Raw genomic sequence first — 20124 nt, forward strand, 5'->3', positions numbered from 1 at the left:
TCCGATTTGTGTTTATCATGAAATATTGTGAGAGGTTTGTTATGGCGGTTGAAACGGTACGGGTGGGGCTGGAGGAGCGCGCCTATGATATTCTGATCGGTTCCGGCGTGCGCGAACGCGCGGCGGAGCTTGCATATGGACGGCTGCTGACGGTGACGGATTCCGAGGTTGATGAACGGTACGGCGAGTGGATTGACACGGTGATCGGCGCCGATTTCAAATTCATCTTTCCGGCCGGAGAAGCCTCCAAGACTCCCGTTACCGTGATCGACATCTGCCGGTATGCCGCGCTGGAGAAATACGACCGTAAAAGCTGTTTTGTCGCGGTCGGCGGCGGTGTGGTCGGCGATATGACCGGATTCGCGGCCGCGATCTATATGCGCGGCGTCCGTTTCGTGCAGATTCCGACTACGCTGCTGGCGATGGTCGACTCCAGCGTCGGCGGCAAGACCGGCGTGGACATCCCGGAGGGGAAGAACCTGGTCGGCGCGTTCCACCAGCCGCAACTGGTGCTGATCGACCCGGATTTCCTGAAGACCCTGCCGGGGCGGGAGATCCGCTGCGGCCTCGCGGAGATCGTCAAAACCGCGATGATCCTCGATGCGGAGTTGTTCGCCGAGCTGGAACGCGATCCGGCCGGGCTGGTTGACGCGGCCGATTTCGGGCGCATGGCGCGGATCATCCGGCGCTGCTGCGAGCTGAAGGCGGCGGTCGTCGCCGAGGACGAACGTGAAGCGGGGCTGCGGGCGATCCTGAATTACGGCCATACCTTCGGACATGCGGTCGAAATGCTCAGCGGTTTTTCCATCAGCCACGGGGAAGGAGTCGCGATCGGCATGTGCGCCGCGGCGGAATTGGCGGTGGCCTCCGGAACCCTTTCGCGTGCTGAAGCCGACCGTCAGAAGGCGTTGCTGCAGGCGGTCGGCCTGCCGGTTTCCCTTTCCCGCCGGTTCGCCGTAGACAAGGTGGTCGATGTGATGGGGCGCGACAAGAAGAGTGCGGACGGCAGGATCAAGGTGGTGACTGTCGACCGGATCGGTCATGCCGCGGTCGGGCAGCCGCCGTTGGAGGCGATTGCCGCCGCGGTGGAGGCGATTTATGCTTGACCGGGAGGCCTGTATTGTCCTGAATATGATTTCAGGCGTCGGATATGTGAAATACACGGCGCTCTGCGACGAATTCGGCTCGCCGGCCGGCGTATTCCGGCGGAGCGCCCGCGAATTGATGCACGTTCCCGGCATCGGTGAAACGCTGGCCGTCAAGATCGCGGAGTTCGATTGGGAAGGGGAGCTGGCCCGCGAGCTGGAGCTGGCGGACAAAGCGGGAGTACGGGTCATCACGCTGTTCGATGAGGCCTATCCCGCCGTGCTGCGCAACCTCTACGATCCGCCGCTGTGTCTGTATGTGCGGGGCCGCCTGCCGGAATTTCCGGAATACGCAGTCGCGGTGGTCGGTTCGCGCCGGATGTCCGATTACGGGGCCCGGATGACGCGGCAGATCACCGCCGAGGCGGTGGCGGCCGGATACACTGTGGTTTCCGGGCTGGCTTACGGAGTCGACACCGTCGCGCACGGCATGACCGTCGAGCAGGGCGGCTGTACGGTCGCGGTGCTGGGCGGCGGACTGATGCGGATTCATCCGCAGGAGAATGTGCCGCTGGCGCGCCGGATCGTGGAAACCGGCGGCGCGGTGATCAGTGAATTTCCGATGAACTTCCCGGTCAGCCGCACTTCGTTCCCGCGCCGGAACCGGATCGTTGCGGGTTTGGCCCGGCTGACCATCGTGACCGAAGCCGGGATCGGCAGCGGAGCGTTGATCACCGCGCGGCTGGCGCTGGACAACGGCCGCGATGTATTCGCGGTGCCGGGACATGCGGACAATCCGCAGGCGCAGGGCTGTCACCAGCTGATCAAAGAGGGGGCCGCCGGATTGATCGAGAATTTCAGCGACGTGCTCAATGCGATCGGAGTGGGGTTCGGCTACCTGCCCGGCCTTGCTCCGGGCGGCGAGGCGAATGAGGACGCGGTGCCCTACGACAGTTCATCCGTCGGCGATCTTCCGCCGGAAGCGCGTGAAATCTGGAAACTGCTGGACGGGCGCGAGCTTTCCCTTGACCTCCTTGCCGAGGAGACCGGCCGCGAAACCGGTGCGTTGCTCTCCACATTGATGATGCTCGAAATGAAGCTGCTGGTCGAGCACGGCAGCGATATGGTTTACCGCCGCATTCCCCGGCGTCCGTGAGGCCGGAAAGCTATTTCGGCGGGGGCAGCAGCGTACACTCCCGTGCCTGCAATCCCGGAAGGTTCAGCGGTTCGGATTGACGACCTCTTTGCCGAGGTCGAGCAGGCCGCTGGAACGGGGAGGCTGCGGCAGCGGAGCGGCATTCTCCAATGGGTCGCCGTTTTCGTTCAGCAGTTGGGTCGCGGTGAGCTTGCCGGCGTTGGGATCCTGAAAATCGATGCCGACGCGGGCGACGGCGCCGCCGGCGAGAGTGACCATGCCGTTGGCCGGATCGCGGACGAGAGTCGGAATGGTGCCGGTGGTTTTCCAGTGCTGGTTGGCGATGCAGGTGCCGTCCAGAGCGAATGCCAGATAGTGGAACACCTTGGGCGAAACCGGCATCAGCAGGTGGATGCGGCTCAGCATGTCGACTTCGGCGCGGAACTGTTCCTGCCCGATCCGTTTGCCGATCCGGATGACACCGTATACCTTGTCATTGTCCTCCACGACGAGGTAAAAGAAGCGGTCCGGCCCTTCGGTCATCGAGCGGATGGAATAGGTGCGTTCCACGGACTTTTCTTCTCCTTTGCCGGTCAGGTCGGGGATGCCGACGCTTTTGGACCAGACTTCCACGCCGGGGCTGACCTGAAAACGGGTCTCCTTGGACTGGTATTCCGCCGGAAGCTGGGCATGACTCACATAGGCGAACATCCGGTAGGTCCCGAGCGGATCCAGATTGTAGTATTTGGAAACCGGAATCACCAGACGCTTGATTTCGCCGGCGCGCAGCAGCAGCCCGGTCGTGTTGATCTCCGCGCCGGGGCGCTTGGGCACGAGGTTGTTTTTGCTGTCGCGGATTTCGAACAGCACGAAACCCTGAAGCTTCGGGTCGTGTCCGAAAGCCAGCGCCCGCCCGCTGTCGTTGCGGAGGGTGACGGCGGCGTAAATTGGTTCATACTGCATGTAGACAGTCCGGTTCAGGCTGAGATCCATCGCGACCTGGGCAAAGGTGGCGGCGGCACAGACCAGCGCCGCCGGCGTCAGCAGCAGTTTCAAAAGGGTGTGGGAAATCATGGCTCAGTTCTCCTGTGGTTGGGTGAGTACCTGAAAGGCGTCCGCCGCTATTTTATCCGCGTCAAGGCGATGGCAGCGCAGCAGCCCGTCGACAGGACGGCAGTTGCGCTTCATGCACCGGACGCAATCGATGTTCAACTGATAAATCCGGGTACGCTCTCCGTAGGGGCCGGTCTTTTCGGGGCAGGTCGGGCCGAAAAAGGCAAAGACCGGCTTGTTCAGCGCCGCCGCCGCGTGCACCGGGCCGGAATCGTTGCTGATCACCAGCGAGGAGGCGCGGAGCACCTCCATCATGCCCGTCAGCGAGGTTTTTCCGGCCAGCGGCAGCACGGGAACTTCGCCGCGGAGCCGTTCGACGATCTCCTGCTCGATCTTCCGGTCGCCGCCCGCCCCGATGATCGCGAATACGTAATCCGGCAGCAGTTGGTGAAGCCGCCGGGCGATTCCGGCGAACAGGGCGGGAGGAAACTGTTTGCTCTGCCAGCGGGCTCCCGGAATCAGGGCGACCAGCCGGGAGGGCAGGGGACCGGCCAGAGTCTCCAGTTTGCGGAGGGCGGCCGGATTGGCGGGCAGCTCCGGCAGCCTGACCGGGCCATTGTTTCCGGTCAGTTCCCCGATCAGGGCGCTGTTGCGTTCAAGGGCATGGCCCGGCGCGACGGCGATGCGCCGGCTGTAGAACCACTTTGCGGCGGTTTCGCGGGTCTGGGCGAAGCCGACGACCGGACCGCCCCGGGTCAGGGAGGCGAACAGCGCACTGCGGGTCAGCCCCTGAAAGTCGATCACCAGATCGTACTTCTTGCGCCGGAGTTCGCGGGCCAGCTTCAGGAATTCCGGCACCATCGTGGAAACCCGTCCCATCCTTTTGCGCTCGAAGAGAATCCGTTCGGAAACCGGAAAGGGGGAGTAGTCGAGGATGTCGGCAAAAGCGGGATGGATCAGGAAGTCCAGCGTCGCTTCCGGGCAGTGAATGCGCAATTCCGCCAGGGCCGGGAACACATGCAGGATATCTCCGAGGCTGCTCGGCTTGATGACCAGAATCCGCTTGACCTTGGCGAGTTCGAACATTCTAGGTACCGACGGCGAGCCGGAGCGCCAGTCTTTCGGGCAATCCGGCGTCGATGATCTTGTTCTGCTGCGCGGCGATATCGTAGGGAATCCGGTAGCGGGTGATGGTTCCCGCATCGGTGTCCATGATCGCGAAGCTGGAACGCGGGTCCCGGTTGCGCGGCTGGCCGATGCTGCCGACATTGAACAGGTATTTGTAGCCGGCCTTGATTTCGACGGTCAGCTCGTCTTCATAGTTGAAATCGGTATTGGAAAGCTCGAACTGGTAGTTGTAGGTCCACTCCGGGATTTCGTCGATGCTCCGCTCGTTGATGCTGGTGATCGGCTTCTTGCAGAACGCGACCGGAACGTGGGAGTGCCCGCAAAAACAGATCTGGGTGAACTGATAGGAGAAGTTGTCCGCGGCATGGTGGCAGTCGAAGATGTAGCCCCAGTTTTCCGGCGTGTCCAGCGTCGCGTGAACGATCGTGGAGTTGTTGCCGGGGATCCGGGTCCGATAGGGCATGGAGACCAGCCACGCGCGTTCCGCATCGGTCAGCTGCTCCCTGGTCCAGTTCACCGCGAATTTCGCGTGCGGATTAAAGCCGGAAAGCTCCGTCTTGCCGTTGGCCGTGTATTCGTCGTGGTTGCCGCGCACCATTGCCACCCAGGCAAGATCGCGTACCAGATAAAGACATTCGCGCGGTTCCGCGTTGTAGCCGACGATGTCGCCGAGTGAAACAAAATGATCGACTCCGATCTCCCTGCACTTTTCCAGAACCACCTTCAGTGCATCGCTGTTGGCGTGAATGTCACTGAGAATCGCGTACTTAGCCATCGTTCGTTCTTATCCCGACCTCGGCTTCGCCTTGAGGAAAGCGAAGCGTGTTTCAATTATGATTTATCTTTCATACAAAAACAGGATCGTGCCGGAAATCTCTTTCCCGCAAAATCCCGGCGCCTTTCGCCGTTCCCGGAACCTGTTCCGGAATTCAGGCGAAGCAAAGCACATCGCCGCTGTAAGCCGGATTCTGTATCCCGCCGAAGCGGAACGGCAATCATCTGTCTATGCGACCAGAACCCGGGACTGATAGCGCCGCGAGCAGCGGCATCATCCCCTATTTGGTCTTGCTGCGGGAGGGGTTTACCATGCGGCGCCGCTCTCGCTGCGCGCCCGGTGGGCTCTTACCCCACCCTTTCACCCTTACCTTCAGCCGAAGCCGGAGGCGGTTTGCTTTCTGTTGCACTGGCCTTCTCGCGGCGTATGGTCCGCGATATCCTTCTTTTCAAAAGGACTCCCTGCTCTCTGCAGTCCGGACTTTCCTCGAACGGCGGGTTGCCCAGCTGTCCGCGATTGCCCACGGCTGATGTACCTTGCGTTTGTTAATATAGCCATCCCTTTGGAATATACAAGAGTGTCCGGGCTTTTTTTTGAGCATCCATATTATTTTTCCGCAGGTTTGCATTGAAAGTGCTCCGACTGTATATTGGGAACAGGTTGAATTTTAGCGGAGGAAGTTTGAAATGCGGCGTTCCTGGAGTCAGGTCTACCTGCCGGTGGCGGCTGTCGCGGCGGTATTGCGGTGCTGGGCGGCGGTTGCACTGGCCGGCTCTCCATTGCGGAATTTCCATCTGGTGCCCGGATTGGATATGCAGACGCTGCTGGAACGCGGCGAATGGGGGGCGACGGCCAGTCCGCTGTTCACGCTGCACCGGATGCTGGTCGCTTTTTTCTGGTCTGTCAACGGCCGGAGCCATCAGGTCATGCAACTGGCGGGCGTTCAGCTTGTGCTCGGCGTGGTTGCCGCGCTGCTGACCGCCTGGATCGTGCTGCATTTGTTCGGCAGCCGCCGGTATGCGCTTGCGGCCGGGATGGTCGCCGCGCTTTACGGGCCCGCCCTGATGTACGAGTGCACGATGCTTCAGGAGAGCATGGTGACTTTCGCCTGTCTTGCCGCGGTGGTGTCGCTGATTCGGGCGCACCGTTTGCACTGGGGTGGCGGAGCCGCGTTGGCAAGCGGTGTCCTGTTCGGACTGGCTACGATCGGCCGGCCGACCGCGCTGCTGCTGGCGGGGGGGGCGGTGCTCTGGTTCTGGCTGGAGTTGAAGCGCCGGAACCGCCTGCGTCGCTGGTGGACTCTGCCGGGCGGCATTCTGGTGGTCTGGATTCTGATCGGCGGACTCAACTGGCATTACAGCCGTAATTGGTCGCCTTTTTTCAACGTGCTGCCTTATTCGGCTTCGGTCAACACGGGCGGTGAGACGCCGTCGTCGGCCGTACCGGAGAGCAAGGCCGCTTTTGAACTTCCGCCGCCGGTCCGGATCGGGGTCAATGCCGTGAAACGCCTGCCGGTGCTCTTCTGTGCTCACGAGGTGCCGGACAACCTCAATTATTATTTTATCCGCGAGATGTTTCCGCCGTTGCGGATGAGCTGCGGCCCGTGGCTGGTTCTGCCGCTGGCGGCGGCCGGGATGGTCCTGCTGCTGTTTTCCGGGCGGTGGAAAAGGCGCGACGGATTGCTGCTGGGGGTGATCCTGCTTTTGATGCTTCCGTTATGCGCGAATTATCCGATGGGGCGTTACCGTCTGCTGCTTTATCCGTATTTGTCCATCCTGGCGGTTTATCCGGCTTGGTGGGCGTTGCGTTGCGGCCCCGAAGGCTGCCGGAAGCGGACGGTATGGATGCTGGCGGCGGTTGCCGGAAGCGCCGGGCTGAATCTGGCATTGAGCGAACGGCCGTTTGTGCGCGGCAGTGATTTTGTGGCATGGGCGATGGCGATGGAGGAAGGCGGCAAACGTGTTTCGGAAGCGTCGCTGCAAACCTTTGAGCAGGGGTTGGCGGAAAGCGGGTTTACGGAGCAGGCGGCGCTGGTGAACCTGATGGTGCGGCTGATCCCGGCCGGGCAGCTGGATCGGGCGGAAGGATTGCTGGCCAAGGCGTTTGAAGCGGGAGCGATCGAACCGGCGCTGCTGTGGTATTACGGAGGGCTGGTGAAGCTGGGGCAGGGGCGTTTTGACGCGGCGGCGGCGGCGCTGGAGCGGAGTGATCCGGCCCGGTTGGGAATCCTGGCATCGAAACGCAGCTTTTTCGAGGGGGAAGCGCGTCGCTTGAAAGGGGATAACGCGGGAGCGGCGCGTTGCTATCGGCGGGCGCTGACGGAGGAACCGCTTCCGTCTTTTCGGCCGCTGATCGAAGAGGCTCTGAAGAATTTGCCGGAAACAGGCCGCACGACCGAGTGATTTGCCGGAATCGGGCTTGACATTTCGTGAAAAGATGATATAGTGATAGTTACCGATTTTGGGGGTGTTCCGGATTCGACCGGCCCGGTTGGGTGTTGATTGCATGCCGAGGATGATCGTTGGCCTCGTAAAACATCGGTCGAAACGATAACTGCGAACGAAGAGTTTGCTCTGGCGGCTTAAGTCCCGCCACGCTGTCGTCCCTGAGGAGTGCTAGGGGATCATGGCGTCATTCAGCGCTCTGGCTTTGAACAATCGTCTTTCGGTTCAAGGCGAGATCAAAGGAAGGAATAGTCTGGAGTCAGGCCTGCTCATTGGCTTCGGCAAAGGACGATAAAAAGAAAAGATGAGATAAGCATGTAGACGTCCTCATTGGACCTCGTCGGCACGCGGGTTCGACTCCCGCCACCTCCACCAGTATTAAATGTATGAGCATTAACGATTTACGTTAGTGCTCTTTTCTTTTATATCCTATCTGTTTCAGCCTTAAAGTCTTACCGATAAACAGTTTTGCCACAGAGAATGTAAACTGGCGCTATTCCGGGTGTCAAACTGGGTTTTTCTGTCAAAAATCCTCTCTCTTTCTCTCCGGGTGGAGGACGGCGTCCTTTACCAGATTTGAGCTCAAAACAACCGTTTTTGACGTAAAAGACGGATTTTAATGATGCGGTTTCGGAGAGAATACAATCACCTTGTCTTATATCAACAAAAAGTAATAAAACCCCGAAATTCCCTAAAAAATGTTGTTTTCACCTTACCGGAAGTGTCCGAACAGTAAAAAAGCCTCCAAGAGTAATTCCCGGAGGCTTTTCGTGTTTTTAAGCAGTCCTTCTCCGACTGCCCCAATGCTTATTACCGTAGGCGATCATCAATTCAAGATCGTGGGATGCGTCCCACATGGCCCGAATTTCCGGATGCTTACATTTCTCAAACTTGACTTTCAATTCCAACAGCGCTGAAACGCGCGGTTTGCTTTTTCCGATACGTTCTGCAAGGTACTCCTGCGTGATCGGCTTCAACAGCTGAGATCCGTTGCCCCGACTCAACTCGTGACAATAATGCCGGTACTGTGTTTCCAGATACTCATGCAGAGCTTTTTTCATAGCTCCGACAGTCGTCGCTGTTGCGTCACGTGTTTCGGGCTCCGGTTCCTCGTCAGGCCCATCACAGGCCAGCTGGTGCAGCCATTCCATATCAAGCGCCCATTTGTCGTCCTGAATCATCAGGATCGTGTCCACTGAAACGATCCGGTTGTCATCATACGGATTATCCGGGCTTTTGGAATAACGGCTGCTGCCAACGATCAATAAAGGAGTCTTTGTATCTGGCAGCTTGCTATATATGTCCTGCGGATCATCGTTCAGACGAGGCGTGAAATAAATATCCCGGCTACGGCCTGCAACAGGAACTCCAGACCGGCCCATCTTCCAAAGGCGACCGGGAATAATCATTTCAACATCTGCCCGGCATCGGAACAGCGAATGAAACAACTCCGCCACCTTTGCAGGCTGAAAAGTGTAGCCGATCAATTCTTCTTCTTTCACTTCTCTGGCTCCGCCGGTCAATGAACAGAACGCCATATATTTTGTTTTTCCGTCGCGCTCAAACTCCATGACATCTGCCTGGTGCAGTTGTTCGTCACAATCGCAGTCAACCGTTGTATAGCGCTTGGTGGCCCGGAGGATTCCAGCTTTTTTCCACATTTCTGCTTCTCCGACAAGCTCCTTGCTCTGCCATTCCGGATCAGTCAAACACAAACGATCAGTCACCAGTTGAATAGCTCTTACGCACATACGATCCCCCAACTTTTCAGAGTTTCCATGATAACCAGCTGAACGCCGGGATCTTTGCTGTTAATGTTGCAGGAGTTCGGCCGGACTGTTACGGTCTGGCATTGTTTTCTGCCATACTTTTTCGGATCAAGCTGAAGGCGGAGCTTCACACAGGATATTTCCAGAATGGACATCGGAACACGATCCGGGTTCAGCTCTTTGCGCATCTGAGTATAAAGGTCCAGATCGGATTCCTCATAAACGCGGCGGCTGCCTTTGTTACCGGCAATCCCGGCTTCAAGCATAAGCACCTTTGCTTCTCTAACGTCAGACAGCGGATCAACAATGATGTTATCAGGGCCTTTTTTGAATCCGGAAATATCAAATGCCTGCTTCTTCAAATCGGCATCTTGGATAATTGTGTCCCGCATTGTTTCGGCCCAGATCTGGCACAAACGCTCTTTGTGGGCGCGAGGTCCAGTGGTTCGAACAGACAGGTGATTTTCCTTCCGATCATAAACTATGACGATTTCATAGGCGTGCTTGTCGATCCCGCGAGAGAAATCATTGCCGCCTTTCCACTGCATCGTATTGCGGGGATAGTCGCTCAGGTAAAGGAAGAAGCACTCCTTATCCAGCGCGAGACGTTCAAAATACTCTATGAAGCAGTATTTGCCCCGGCCTTCCAAATTATAAATGTACTCACTTATTCCCCGTTCAAGTCGATCAAAGTGTTCATCTTCGTACTCAACCTTTCCGGCTCCGCCATTAAAAAGTTTCTGGACAAACCAGAGGGACTCTGTCATTCGATCAATATGGGCAAATCTGGCAGCCTGAGTCCAGGCAGTTTCGTCTTGCAGAAATACCCATGCCGCTTTGTCATGGATACTCCACTCGTCGAATTCAGCAGGTGGAATAAGTCCCTGCTGGGCGATCAAACTATGCAGAGTTGTGGCATTGACTGGATGTTCTGCAAAAACAAAGATCTCGTACAGAGCCGAATCAACCTTGCCCCGGAGATCGTCACTAAGTGTGAGGAACCGGGAATAAAGGTGATCAACATTCCGTACTTTGACTTTGGTCCAGTCAATTTCAAGTTCAGGAGCGAGTTTTTCAAAGATGGCTTTCTGCATGACTTGTGACAGAGAACGAAAAGCCTTCTTGGTATTATACGTCGTACACATAGCTAATGTCTACCTTTCGTTAATTGAGTGTTTAGTAAATAGTCAGCATTTGTCAACGTGGACATCCGAGCACGCTGGCACAAAATTGATGGGTTCAGAACAAACGAGGTTCTGGCTCGGCAAGCTCAAGGAGGCCCATATCACGAAGCCGGATCTGCATGGTTTGTGCAGACACCTTGAACTTGATAGCAAACTCCCTCGCCAAGTCGCAGCGGATGTTCTCCGGCTCAGTTTGGAAGCGCTCGCTCTTTTCGCGGATTTCCTCGTAGACGTTTTCCGGACCATGATCGGGACCGAATTTAGCCTCCCACTCCCGAAGGATTAAGTCCTTTGGCATGAGGATATAACCAGAAAACATATCCGCTTGCTTTTCTTTCGGCTCTTTGCAGCTGGTTCGGTAAACGGAGACAGGTTTTAACTCATCGTCGAACAGGTTGTCAGTGTTCACACTGGCCAGCAAGTGCTGGTGCAAGATCCAGTGTCCTGTTTCATGACCGAGAGTGAATCGGTAACGTCCCTCTTTGTCTGCATTGAAATCCGGGTGAATTGTTTGGTCGATCAGGATGACTTTTCTGTTCCTGCCTACAAGAAATTCAGCCAGCACGTCGTCGTTTTGATACTTCGCCCGGAGATCCGCTGCTTCGATCGTCACGTCATAAAGGCAGTCAAGAATCTCCTCTATGGGAACGGGAGCAGTGATCGGTTCTTTATACTTCTGCGCGTAGGCAGCCAGAACCGACATGGCTTCATCTTCTATTTTTTGTGCGGGAATGTAGGAGGAATAGCCCATTGCCATTATTCCTTTTTTGCTTCTTCAGTCGCCTTCTTCTCAGCTTCCATAAAGCGCTGAAATTGTGCGAGTTGAGCTTCGGACATTCCACTGGCTGTACGCAGAAACGCTGCCATAGCCTTTGGCTTTTCCAGAATAATAGCATTGAGTGCGGGGTCCACCTTCTCGGCTAAACCCAACAGTTCGTCACGATTGATGTCGAGCAGATCTGCAATCCTTATGATTGTATCTGCTGCCGGGATCAACTCTCCAGCTTCTACCTTATTCAAATAGGTAGGGCTCAGGCTGAGCATTTCTGCGAACTTGCGCTGTGAAAAACGCGGATCGCTCTGCTTTTTCACTTCTCGCAGTGCGCGGATTTTGTCGCCCAGGGCGTTACTCTCGGACATAATCGTTCCTTTCTATTGGTTTTATTCTACGGTGCTGATAATATATGACAACTTGATGTGAATTACAAATCTTTTTTTGAAAAAAAATCAAAAATAATGGCACCAATTGGGACTTTTTTGGAAAGATACTTGTTTGGAGACCTCAACAGAAGGAGCAACAACATGTCCCAAACAAAAAAAGACTTTACGGAAGCCATGCGAATAATTCAGAGAATATTTCGCAAAAGACGAGAAAGTGAACTTGCTTTAGTTCAAAACCAGAGCAAATGTATGCACAAAGCAAACAATATCAACATCTTAACAAAGAAAGGATTTATAGATGAGACAACAGACACCAACGAGTGTGACCCGTCAGTTAATGGAGCTGCAGAATATGGGAGTCCCTGCTTTGCAGGCCAGATTTGAAGAACTGTACGGCTTCCCGACAACTCAGAAAAGAGTGGTAACATTGAGAAAACGCATTGCTTTCAGAATTCAGGAGCTTTATTATGGCGGATTGACAACAGCAGAAAAAGATATTCTCAATGAAGTCGCCTCAAACGATCCGCTGGCAAACCTGCAAAAGACGTCAAATAATGAATCCGTTTTGCTTCCGGGATCAAGATTGACAAGAACCTGGAAGGGCAAAGAGTACGAAGTAACCATCATGGACGATGGACGCTTTGAATATGAAGGCCGAATTTTTAGATCGCTTTCAGGAATAGCGTCCGAAATCACCGGATCGCACTGGAACGGTAAAGTTTTCTTTGGAGTAAAATAATTATGGATAAATCACAAATAAAGCGATGTGCAATTTATACGCGTAAAAGTACCGATGAGAACCTTCAGGATTCTTTTAACAGTCTTGATGCGCAGCGGGAGGCGGCCGAAGCATATATCCAAAGCCAGAAAATGAATGGCTGGCGCTTGCTCCCGGATCGTTACGATGATGGCGGTTATTCTGGCGGAAATATGAATCGACCTGGTTTGAAAAAACTTCTGGAAGATGTAAAAGCTGGTAAGATCGACATTATTATCGTTTATAAGTTGGATCGACTTTCACGATCCATCTGCGATTTTGCCGAATTGAGCAAGGTCTTTGATAAACATGGAACATCCTTCGTCAGTGTCACGCAGGAAATCAACACAACCACAAGTTCCGGTCGAATGATGCTAAATATTCTGGTAACTTTTGCCCAATATGAGCGAGAGGTTATCGCAGAACGTATCCGCGATAAAATGTCCGCCAGCCGCAAAAAAGGCAAATGGGTTGGCGGTTCGGTTCCTCTGGGATATAAGGTGGTGGACAAGCATTTGCACATAAATGAAGAAGAAGTCAAAATTGTAAAGCGGATCTTTACGCGATTCCTGGAAATTGGTTCTCCGCGACAGATAGCTTTTGAACTGGAAGAATCTGGCGTGGCAAGACGCGATGGAAGGCCCTGGAATGTAAGTCATATTTACCGGATTTTGCAAAATCATACCTATATCGGGAAAGTCAATTATAAAGGTGAGATTTACGAAGGTGAACACGAGGCTATCATTGACAAAAAGAGCTGGGATGAAGCCCAGGAGCATCTCAAAGAAAATGATCCTATGAAATATCTGCGAAACAAAAAGCAGGAGACCGTTGCAATCCTTAAAGGAGTTATTCGCTGCGGACATTGCGGATGTGCGATGGGGCCGACATACGCCAGGCGAAGAGGTCGGAAATATCTTTACTATCTTTGCGTCGATGAATCAAAGCGCGGAAAACATGTATGTCCAGTAAACCGAGTAGCTGCACCGGCCATTGAGGAGATCGTTTTGAAACTGAAACAGCGGCCTTTTTTAGAGGACTTTTGACATTAGGCGAACCAACGCTTATAAAAAGCTGGCGTCAATCTTCGGTAAAAAGTCCCCGTACATCGAAAAATCCGTAATTTCGAAGTTTATGACTTTTTCGGAATTTGAACGGGTGTTGAACCATTGTCCCCATTTTACGAACTTTTGGCTGTTTTTGAGGGTGGGAGAATTTTGACTTTTTGTTTTGTTAACCTCCAGGAAATAAAACCCGGCGTTATTGAAACCAGAAAAATGACTTTTTAAGGTTGTAAAATGCGCGTTTTGGTGATATATTACGCTGTGACAGATAGAGCGTTATAAATAGAGAAAGGAGCAGCATCTGACATAATAAAAGCGTCTATTTTTAATACATACATTGTTGGATAATACCGACGACTAAATTTTCCTCCAAGTGAAATCGCCAATTTTCTATTCGAGAGAGGGTAAAGTTTGTCGGGTCGTTTTTGCGACCCGGCCTTTTGCATCTCTCTGGCTTTGGCGAGCCTCACTTGGTACAATCGGTCGAGGTCGCTTTTTTATGCTTTTGCTTTGATATTACATGCTGAATAAACGAAGCGGGAAAAACTTTTTTAATACGCATATATCCAGCCTGCGATTTCTGATAATTGCAGTTTCTCTTTTCGTTTCCATCGTCACGATCTCTGCAAAAGAGCCATTTGTTTATCGCCCGAAATATCCACAGTATGATAACCTTAAATATGGCGTTCCCGGTCCGGCTGATACCATTATTGAGCGCGAAGGTTATGCCCTGGGATATATCGAAAAACATGAACAGCCGAGCTGGGTTTGTTATATTGTCACAAAAGATGAACTTTCCAGTCGGGTTGCAAAACGCACAAATAACTTCCGGGAAGATCCCCTAATTCCGACTGGTTCCGCACATCCTTCCGACTATACCAGATCTGGCTTTGATCGCGGCCATTTGGCCCCGGCCGCCGATATGTCATTCTCACAGAAAACGATGAGCGACAGTTTTTTCATGAGCAATATGTCGCCCCAGAAGCCAGCTTTCAATCGCGGAATCTGGGGAAAGCTGGAAAAACAAATCCGGTATTTTGCAAACCGGGAAGGAATGATTGTTGTTGTCACCGGGCCGATCCTTCCGAAAACGCCAACTATTACGATTGGCCGAAACAAGGTTTCTGTTCCCGAATATTATTATAAGGTTGTATATGATCTCACGCCACCACAGAAAATGATCGGTTTTATTCTGCCCAACAAAGGCAGCTCCGAGGACCTTCTTTCCTTCGCTGTGACCGTCGATCATGTCGAAAAATTAACTGGACTGGATTTTTTCAGTCTGGTTCCAAAACAAAAACAGGAAAAACTGGAAAGCAGCATCTCCGTTGAGAGCTGGGATTGGATCAACTAAAACATACATATATATCGTTTGCGATAATGGCACTGTGATAAACGGTCACAGTGCTTTTTTATTTTTGACGGTTTTGAAAATCCCTTAACCTTAATATAAAAAACAAGAAAGGAACGTTTATGGGAAAATCAAACATTATTCACGACATTGAGGTGATTGCGGATCGCGTCTCAAAGCAGAACATCCGCAAACATCAAAACCTGATCCGGCTGGGCGAATGGGTAAAAGAGCTCCAGGAGGAAAACAAACTTCTCAAACAGCGCCTTTTTACGCTGGAACTGCGCGTCAAAAAACTCAATGACTATGGCGCGACACCGTTGACGCGGGCAGAACAGGCTGCTGAACAACAGCGCCAGGAACAGCCGAAACAAAAGATCACCGGTGCTCACCTGAAGCGTTTTCGGTTGGGCAGATCGTTGAGCCAGGAAGCTATGGGCTCTCTTTTCGATGCATCCGCACAGAAATATGCCCGTTGGGAAAGCGGTCGCTTTGCTCTGGCGCCTGCTGTTGAAGAACGATTCCGGGAAATTCAAAAGTGGCCCGCTACCAAACTTCGCACCGAATTACAGGAACGCGGGCATTTCCTGACGACCGGTAAAAAGACAAAAATGCCAAAACTGCCGGTACAAAAAGAACAACCGGAAGTGGTGGTTCAGCCTGCACCGGTCACAGAAACGCCGCAGGTTATTTCAAAAGAACAGATCCGGCAGTTACGGGAGGCCCTGGGATATACGCGTCCGCAGCTCGCAGATCTTATCGGTTGTAAAAAGAGAACGCTTGCCAGCTGGGAAAACGGAGAACGAACTGCAAGAGGCGAATTTGCAGAAAAACTGCTGGATCTGTTCAAAAAACAATTCGCCGCCCAGCCGAAAGACCCGAAACTGGAGCAGCCTTCTTCCGTTAATCGTCAAAGCTCGACTCGTAAAATATATGAATCACCCATTATGCCTGTTGCTAAAATCCGGGCCGGTCGTGCCGCCTCCGGAATGTCTGGCCGTGAAGTGGCAGAGGCTCTTGGCGTTCCTGTTACTACATATAAAAATTGGGAATCAGGGAATTGCAGACCTTCTGACATATATATTGAAAAGATGCAGAGCCTTTTCGGGAGCTTCCCCACTGAGTCAGCAAGAGCTTCTGCTGAGATCGAAAAAACACCAATTTCACCGGATAAAATCACTTGCCAGCAGCTCCGCGACTTCCGTCATTCTATCGGTGTGACCAGATTGAAACTGGCAAACTATTTGCAGATCCCTCTGTCCCAATATCAGAATTGGGAACATCCGTCCCGGTGTGTTCCTTCCAGTTTCCAGGATAAGGTAAGGGAACTCATGAATATGAATCCCGACGAAGCAAAACTTATGCTGGGAATAACAGAAGCAACTCCGCCGCCAGCACCCGCTGCCGAACCGGTTGTTGAAAAAACTAATGTTTCCAGACCCGCTATAACCTGTGACGATATACGGAAGTTCCGTTTGTATCTGGGGCTCAGCGGCCAGCAAATGGCGGACTTTTTGAAAGTTCCCCATTCCGTATATAAAAATTGGGAAACTAAAAAACGGCGTGTCGGTGACGAGTTTTATGACCAGGTCGCTCCTATTTATAATGAAGATAAGCGCACTTTGAAAGGGATGGTATCTAAATTTCTGGGAGGTCGCAAACCGGGAGCCAGAAATCTGGGACCTCAAATTCAAACTAAACCCAATACTGACACAAGGATCTCTGGCGAAGAGATGCGCCAGATTCGTCTGCGCTTCGGAATCCCGCAGATCCAAATGGCTGCCTTTTTGAAAGTCGACATGAGTTCTTACCAGCATTGGGAAATTAAAGGACGCTTTGTCCCTCAAAAATATGTAGACAGGGTGTTGGAAATATCCGATCTTTCCGTTGACGAATTTCAAAAGAGACTTTCTGCAGCCGGGATCGTTGCGCGGTCTGCTCGTCCATATTAAGGAAATCACATCATGAAAAAAGAACCTTCTTTTTATATGGCTCTGCCGCTGACGGAGCGCGACAAACTCAGAGAAAAACAAAAACTCAGCACCTACCGGGAGTATACCAGAAACCTGACCGGGCTGGATATAAACAAACAGATGGACGCTGAATCAGATTATTTGTTAAAGGAAAATCAGCTGTTATTCCGCCGCCTGACTAATGGTGATACTGAGCTGCTGGATATAACGCCACAGAACTTTCGCATATTGGGCCGCCTGGCTAAACGCTTGCCGGAGCGTTTCCGTTCTGACGTTACCATAATGAAATATGAAGATTTGATCCGGGGCTGTGAGCATTTTGAATCAAACCCGCCGCCGGTAAAATCAAATCAGATTCCTTTGGAAATTGAGCAACAGATCATTGATTTTGCCCTGGAAAATCCGACCTGGGGATCGCCACATATTTTATATGCCCTGCGAAATATCGGTAACTTCCAGCTGAAGGAGCATCACGTCAGACGGGTTCTGGTAAAAAATCACATTCCGATTTCCGCCGAGCGCGTCAAAAAGGGACTGCCCTGGAAAGCGTTTGTCGCAGCCATGAAATCTGCAAACGGGCTGGGAGGCGTGATCTTCAAATGACAAAACGCTCAAACAGCAAATTGCGGAAGAATCCCTATGCGTCCCTTCATCGGAAGCTCATTGAGTTTACCGAAAATGCTGAACTCGACGAAGAATTGACATTACGGAATGAATATCTACACATGGAAAATATGATTCTGCGCGGGATGTATTTCAAGCGGAAAGATCGCCTGAAGCTGACGGAGGCAGAAAAACAGGAGCTTGCGGTTCCGGCAGCGAAGATGCGGGGACGATCCAAAGTGAAAGTTTCGTTGCTTTCCCCGGCGCAGATCATTCGCTTTTCAAAAAAGGCTTCGGGCAAAAAGTATGTGAGCCTTTTCCCGAAAAAGAGAAGTGCTCCCCGTATTTCCACAGTATATAAAGGCGACATTCTGCGCAGTATCGTCGAGGAGCATCCCCGCTGGACAAAACATGAGGTCTGGGAGGAAATGCAAAAATATTTCCCAGACATCCCGGCGTTCCAGGTTTACGACCTGCTTTATGACATCGGGCATTGGGATGCAAAGAAGATTGTTCGCGGACTGCCCTGGAAAGATTTTTTGAAGCGATTTGAAAAAGTAACCTGGGCCGGTGACTTCTTTTCAACAGACGTATGGACCGACTACGGACAATGGACCTATTTTACTTTATTTTTCATTCATCTGGAAACGCAGCGGGTATTTCTGGCCGGAACGACCAGGCATTGTACTTCTCAATGGATCATTAACACTATAAAATGGTGGACTGACGGCGAGAGTCCTTTCGGGCCAGATGCCAGATTTTTGATCCGGGATCGGGACACCCGATATACAGCGGAGGTTGATTGGTACTTTGCGCAGGTGGGGTTAATGCCGAAGATTATTTCTCCCGGCGCTCCGGTAATGAACTTTCACGCGGAGCAGTTTGTTAGGAAGATCAAACATGAGTGCCTTTCGCATTGCCTGTTTTTAAGTGGTGATGCGCTCCGGAATGTTCTGGATATGTATGTAAAATATTACAATACCCAGCGGCCAAATACAAGGTTTAATGGCGGCTGTATCCTGGAAGATGAGACCCATTGGCAGACGGAAGGAGAAATCAGGCAAATAACAACGCTTCCTGGCTTATTGAACTATTATTACCGTTCAAAGTAGGGACTTTTTCTGCTGTTTATATGACAGACCGGAAACAAAAACTGATAACAAATGGCAGGGAATTTATATTTCTTTTGAAAAACAGAGATTTTGAGTTCCCTTGTCTCTTTTATTGGTAAAAAGGTTCCAAAATCCCCTGTAAACCAAGTCCATAACTCATTGTTTTTTAAGCAGAAAACGTCTCTTATAGGAAGCGTTTTTCTGGGGCTCTAATGCTCCAGGAATAATTTTATCATTTTTGCTGCAGAGAACAGAATCGGGTACTTCCGGAATGGGATAATGTGGTATTGATCAGAATGTGGAAGGTTCCAGCAATTCCCGGAGCATCGCGAATGCGTGCTCGATTGTCCGTTCCCGGATGGCGCGGCGGTCGCCGTTGAAACGGAATTCCCGCACCTGTTCGGCTTCCCCGAGTTTGGCTCCGATATAGACGAGGCCGACCGGTTTGGCTTCGGTGCCGCCTCCCGGACCGGCGATGCCGGTTACCGCGATGGCGCAGTCGGCTTCCAGGCAGGAAACCGCTCCCCGGATCATCGCTTCGGCGCACTCCCGGCTGACGGCGCCGTGTTCGGCCAGCAATTCCTCAGGAACTCCGAGCAGCCGGTGCTTCAGTTCGTTGCTGTAGACCACGACTCCGCCTTTGAACACCTCCGAAACTCCCGGCAGGTCGGTCAGGCGGCCGGCGATCAGGCCGCCGGTACAGGATTCGGCTGTGACCAGTTGCAAATGGCTTTGTCCCAGCAGTTTGACCACGTAATCGGCCATCTCCAGCTCTCCGACCGGAAGAGCGGCGGGCGAGAGCAGCGCGTGGGCGCGTTCGGCGGCGGCTTCAACCCGGCCGCGGTCCGCCCCGGAGAAAAAGACACGGGTCCCGGCGGGGCGGGCACAGTAGGCCAGTTCGATTTCAAACTCTTTCAAAGCCTTTTCCAACTGCTGCTGAATCGTGAATTCTCCGACGCCGGAGACCAGAAAGCCGAGCGTGTATTCGCGGTCAGTGGTACTTTGGCTCTTGAGCAGCGGGATCAGGGCCTGACGGACCATCGGTTCAAGTTCGCGGGGCGGGCCGGGCAGCAGCACCACCAGCCGTTCGCGCCGGTCGTATACGGTTCGGAATGCGATGCCGCCAGCGGAGCCGTTCGGATTGTCCAGCACCACGGAATCGGCCGGACGCCGGGCCTGTTTCAGCACCAGTCCGGGAACCCGGCCCGTGTGGCGCCTGTGCCAGAAGGCCGTCACCTTTTCCTCCAGCACCGGATCGCTTTCCAGTTCCAGGCCGAAGAAACGGGCGGCGGCGTCAAGGCTCAGGTCGTCCCGCGTGGGGCCGAGTCCGCCGGTGATCACGATGATGTCGGCCAGTTTGAGCGCGTCACTCAGGGCCGCGTAAAGTTCGCGCGGATGGTCGCCGATCGTGAAATCCGCGATCACCTGCAGACCGGCGGAGGCCAGCTCCCGGCCGATGAATGCGCTGTTGGTGTTGACGACCGAACCTTTCAGGAGTTCGGTTCCGGTGGAAATCAGGGCAATACTCAT

At 53.1% G+C, this 20124-nt stretch carries 17 protein-coding genes and 2 other RNA genes; 10 read left to right on the forward strand and 9 right to left on the reverse strand.

Translation table 11 applies throughout. The features are described from left to right. Positions 1 to 41 precede the first annotated feature (41 nt). Together aroB and dprA are read left to right on the forward strand one after the other, a co-directional pair. Positions 42 to 1106: a 3-dehydroquinate synthase gene (aroB, locus tag C8D82_RS11725; protein WP_116884478.1), complete on the forward strand. Its 1065-nt coding sequence runs from the start codon at positions 42 to 44 to the stop codon at positions 1104 to 1106. Next, positions 1099 to 2241, forward strand: a complete 1143-nt coding sequence (gene dprA / locus C8D82_RS11730; RefSeq protein ID WP_165833037.1) for a DNA-processing protein DprA — start codon at positions 1099 to 1101, stop codon at positions 2239 to 2241. The genes aroB and dprA overlap by 8 nt, the downstream gene beginning before the upstream one ends. 63 nt (positions 2242 to 2304) lie before the next feature. Here dprA and C8D82_RS11735 read toward each other — a convergent pair whose 3' ends face one another. The 4 genes from C8D82_RS11735 to rnpB form a co-directional block, all read right to left on the reverse strand. Then, on the reverse strand, positions 2305 to 3294 hold the full coding sequence (locus C8D82_RS11735; protein WP_116884480.1) for a hypothetical protein: 990 nt from the start codon (positions 3292 to 3294) through the stop codon (positions 2305 to 2307). A 3-nt stretch (positions 3295 to 3297) separates the two neighbouring features. Continuing rightward, the gene (locus C8D82_RS11740; protein ID WP_165833038.1) at positions 3298 to 4359 is read right to left on the reverse strand and encodes a glycosyltransferase family 9 protein; all 1062 of its coding nucleotides are present in this window, start codon (positions 4357 to 4359) and stop codon (positions 3298 to 3300) included. 1 nt (position 4360) lies between these two features. Continuing rightward, positions 4361 to 5176, reverse strand: a complete 816-nt coding sequence (locus tag C8D82_RS11745; RefSeq protein ID WP_116884482.1) for a metallophosphoesterase family protein — start codon at positions 5174 to 5176, stop codon at positions 4361 to 4363. A 166-nt stretch (positions 5177 to 5342) separates the two neighbouring features. Continuing rightward, positions 5343 to 5709, reverse strand: an RNA gene (gene rnpB, locus C8D82_RS11750) — RNase P RNA component class A. Positions 5710 to 5862: 153 nt separating this feature from the next. On the opposite strand from rnpB, the gene C8D82_RS11755 reads away from it, so the two are divergent. Together C8D82_RS11755 and ssrA are read left to right on the forward strand one after the other, a co-directional pair. Beyond that, positions 5863 to 7578, forward strand: a complete 1716-nt coding sequence (locus C8D82_RS11755; RefSeq protein WP_116884483.1) for a glycosyltransferase family 39 protein — start codon at positions 5863 to 5865, stop codon at positions 7576 to 7578. 60 nt (positions 7579 to 7638) lie between these two features. Further along, positions 7639 to 7995: a transfer-messenger RNA gene (gene ssrA / locus C8D82_RS11760) on the forward strand. Between the two features lie 401 nt (positions 7996 to 8396). Here ssrA and C8D82_RS11765 read toward each other — a convergent pair. The 4 genes from C8D82_RS11765 to C8D82_RS11780 all read right to left on the reverse strand — a co-directional run bounded on the left by C8D82_RS11765 (position 8397) and on the right by C8D82_RS11780 (position 11713). Continuing rightward, on the reverse strand, positions 8397 to 9347 hold the full coding sequence (locus tag C8D82_RS11765; RefSeq protein ID WP_133245171.1) for a hypothetical protein: 951 nt from the start codon (positions 9345 to 9347) through the stop codon (positions 8397 to 8399). Positions 9348 to 9361: 14 nt separating this feature from the next. After that, a complete protein-coding gene (locus tag C8D82_RS20700) occupies positions 9362 to 10534 on the reverse strand; it encodes a hypothetical protein (RefSeq protein WP_133245172.1) in 1173 nt (390 codons plus the stop codon). Positions 10535 to 10628: 94 nt separating this feature from the next. After that, on the reverse strand, positions 10629 to 11324 hold the full coding sequence (locus tag C8D82_RS11775; protein WP_165833039.1) for an ImmA/IrrE family metallo-endopeptidase: 696 nt from the start codon (positions 11322 to 11324) through the stop codon (positions 10629 to 10631). A gap of 5 nt (positions 11325 to 11329) precedes the next feature. After that, positions 11330 to 11713, reverse strand: a complete 384-nt coding sequence (locus C8D82_RS11780; RefSeq protein WP_116884487.1) for a helix-turn-helix domain-containing protein — start codon at positions 11711 to 11713, stop codon at positions 11330 to 11332. Positions 11714 to 12032: 319 nt separating this feature from the next. On the opposite strand from C8D82_RS11780, the gene C8D82_RS11785 reads away from it, so the two are divergent. From C8D82_RS11785 to C8D82_RS11810, 6 genes are all read left to right on the forward strand, one after another. After that, positions 12033 to 12473: a DUF2924 domain-containing protein gene (locus C8D82_RS11785; protein WP_116884488.1), complete on the forward strand. Its 441-nt coding sequence runs from the start codon at positions 12033 to 12035 to the stop codon at positions 12471 to 12473. Between the two features lie 2 nt (positions 12474 to 12475). Then, positions 12476 to 13537 (forward strand): recombinase family protein, encoded by a 1062-nt coding sequence (locus C8D82_RS11790; RefSeq protein ID WP_116884489.1) that lies wholly within the window; start codon positions 12476 to 12478, stop codon positions 13535 to 13537. A gap of 538 nt (positions 13538 to 14075) precedes the next feature. Further along, the gene (locus C8D82_RS11795) at positions 14076 to 14909 is read left to right on the forward strand and encodes a DNA/RNA non-specific endonuclease (protein WP_116884490.1); all 834 of its coding nucleotides are present in this window, start codon (positions 14076 to 14078) and stop codon (positions 14907 to 14909) included. A 119-nt stretch (positions 14910 to 15028) separates the two neighbouring features. Beyond that, positions 15029 to 16858, forward strand: coding sequence for a helix-turn-helix domain-containing protein (locus tag C8D82_RS11800; RefSeq protein WP_116884491.1), 1830 nt, complete (start codon positions 15029 to 15031; stop codon positions 16856 to 16858). A gap of 12 nt (positions 16859 to 16870) precedes the next feature. Continuing rightward, a complete protein-coding gene (locus tag C8D82_RS11805; RefSeq protein ID WP_116884492.1) occupies positions 16871 to 17482 on the forward strand; it encodes a helix-turn-helix domain-containing protein in 612 nt (203 codons plus the stop codon). Next, on the forward strand, positions 17479 to 18594 hold the full coding sequence (locus tag C8D82_RS11810; RefSeq protein WP_116884493.1) for an integrase core domain-containing protein: 1116 nt from the start codon (positions 17479 to 17481) through the stop codon (positions 18592 to 18594). Before C8D82_RS11805 ends, C8D82_RS11810 begins: the two co-directional genes overlap by 4 nt. 291 nt (positions 18595 to 18885) lie before the next feature. Here C8D82_RS11810 and C8D82_RS11815 read toward each other — a convergent pair whose 3' ends face one another. Beyond that, on the reverse strand, positions 18886 to 20124 hold the full coding sequence (locus C8D82_RS11815; protein WP_116884494.1) for a nicotinamide-nucleotide amidohydrolase family protein: 1239 nt from the start codon (positions 20122 to 20124) through the stop codon (positions 18886 to 18888).

The sequence above is a fragment of the Victivallis vadensis genome (genome assembly GCF_003096415.1).
GTDB classification, from domain to species: Bacteria; Verrucomicrobiota; Lentisphaeria; order Victivallales; family Victivallaceae; genus Victivallis; species Victivallis vadensis.

Coding starts and splice junctions, on each gene's coding strand:
- aroB (WP_116884478.1), top strand. CDS start 42: ATGGCGGTTGAAACGGTACGGGTGGGGCTGGAGGAGCGCGCCTATGAT.
- dprA (WP_165833037.1), top strand. CDS start 1,099: ATGCTTGACCGGGAGGCCTGTATTGTCCTGAATATGATTTCAGGCGTC.
- C8D82_RS11735 (WP_116884480.1), bottom strand. CDS start 3,294: ATGATTTCCCACACCCTTTTGAAACTGCTGCTGACGCCGGCGGCGCTG.
- C8D82_RS11740 (WP_165833038.1), bottom strand. CDS start 4,359: ATGTTCGAACTCGCCAAGGTCAAGCGGATTCTGGTCATCAAGCCGAGC.
- C8D82_RS11745 (WP_116884482.1), bottom strand. CDS start 5,176: ATGGCTAAGTACGCGATTCTCAGTGACATTCACGCCAACAGCGATGCA.
- C8D82_RS11755 (WP_116884483.1), top strand. CDS start 5,863: ATGCGGCGTTCCTGGAGTCAGGTCTACCTGCCGGTGGCGGCTGTCGCG.
- C8D82_RS20700 (WP_133245172.1), bottom strand. CDS start 10,534: ATGTGTACGACGTATAATACCAAGAAGGCTTTTCGTTCTCTGTCACAA.
- C8D82_RS11775 (WP_165833039.1), bottom strand. CDS start 11,324: ATGGGCTATTCCTCCTACATTCCCGCACAAAAAATAGAAGATGAAGCC.
- C8D82_RS11780 (WP_116884487.1), bottom strand. CDS start 11,713: ATGTCCGAGAGTAACGCCCTGGGCGACAAAATCCGCGCACTGCGAGAA.
- C8D82_RS11785 (WP_116884488.1), top strand. CDS start 12,033: ATGAGACAACAGACACCAACGAGTGTGACCCGTCAGTTAATGGAGCTG.
- C8D82_RS11790 (WP_116884489.1), top strand. CDS start 12,476: ATGGATAAATCACAAATAAAGCGATGTGCAATTTATACGCGTAAAAGT.
- C8D82_RS11795 (WP_116884490.1), top strand. CDS start 14,076: ATGCTGAATAAACGAAGCGGGAAAAACTTTTTTAATACGCATATATCC.
- C8D82_RS11800 (WP_116884491.1), top strand. CDS start 15,029: ATGGGAAAATCAAACATTATTCACGACATTGAGGTGATTGCGGATCGC.
- C8D82_RS11805 (WP_116884492.1), top strand. CDS start 16,871: ATGAAAAAAGAACCTTCTTTTTATATGGCTCTGCCGCTGACGGAGCGC.
- C8D82_RS11810 (WP_116884493.1), top strand. CDS start 17,479: ATGACAAAACGCTCAAACAGCAAATTGCGGAAGAATCCCTATGCGTCC.
- C8D82_RS11815 (WP_116884494.1), bottom strand. CDS start 20,124: ATGAGTATTGCCCTGATTTCCACCGGAACCGAACTCCTGAAAGGTTCG.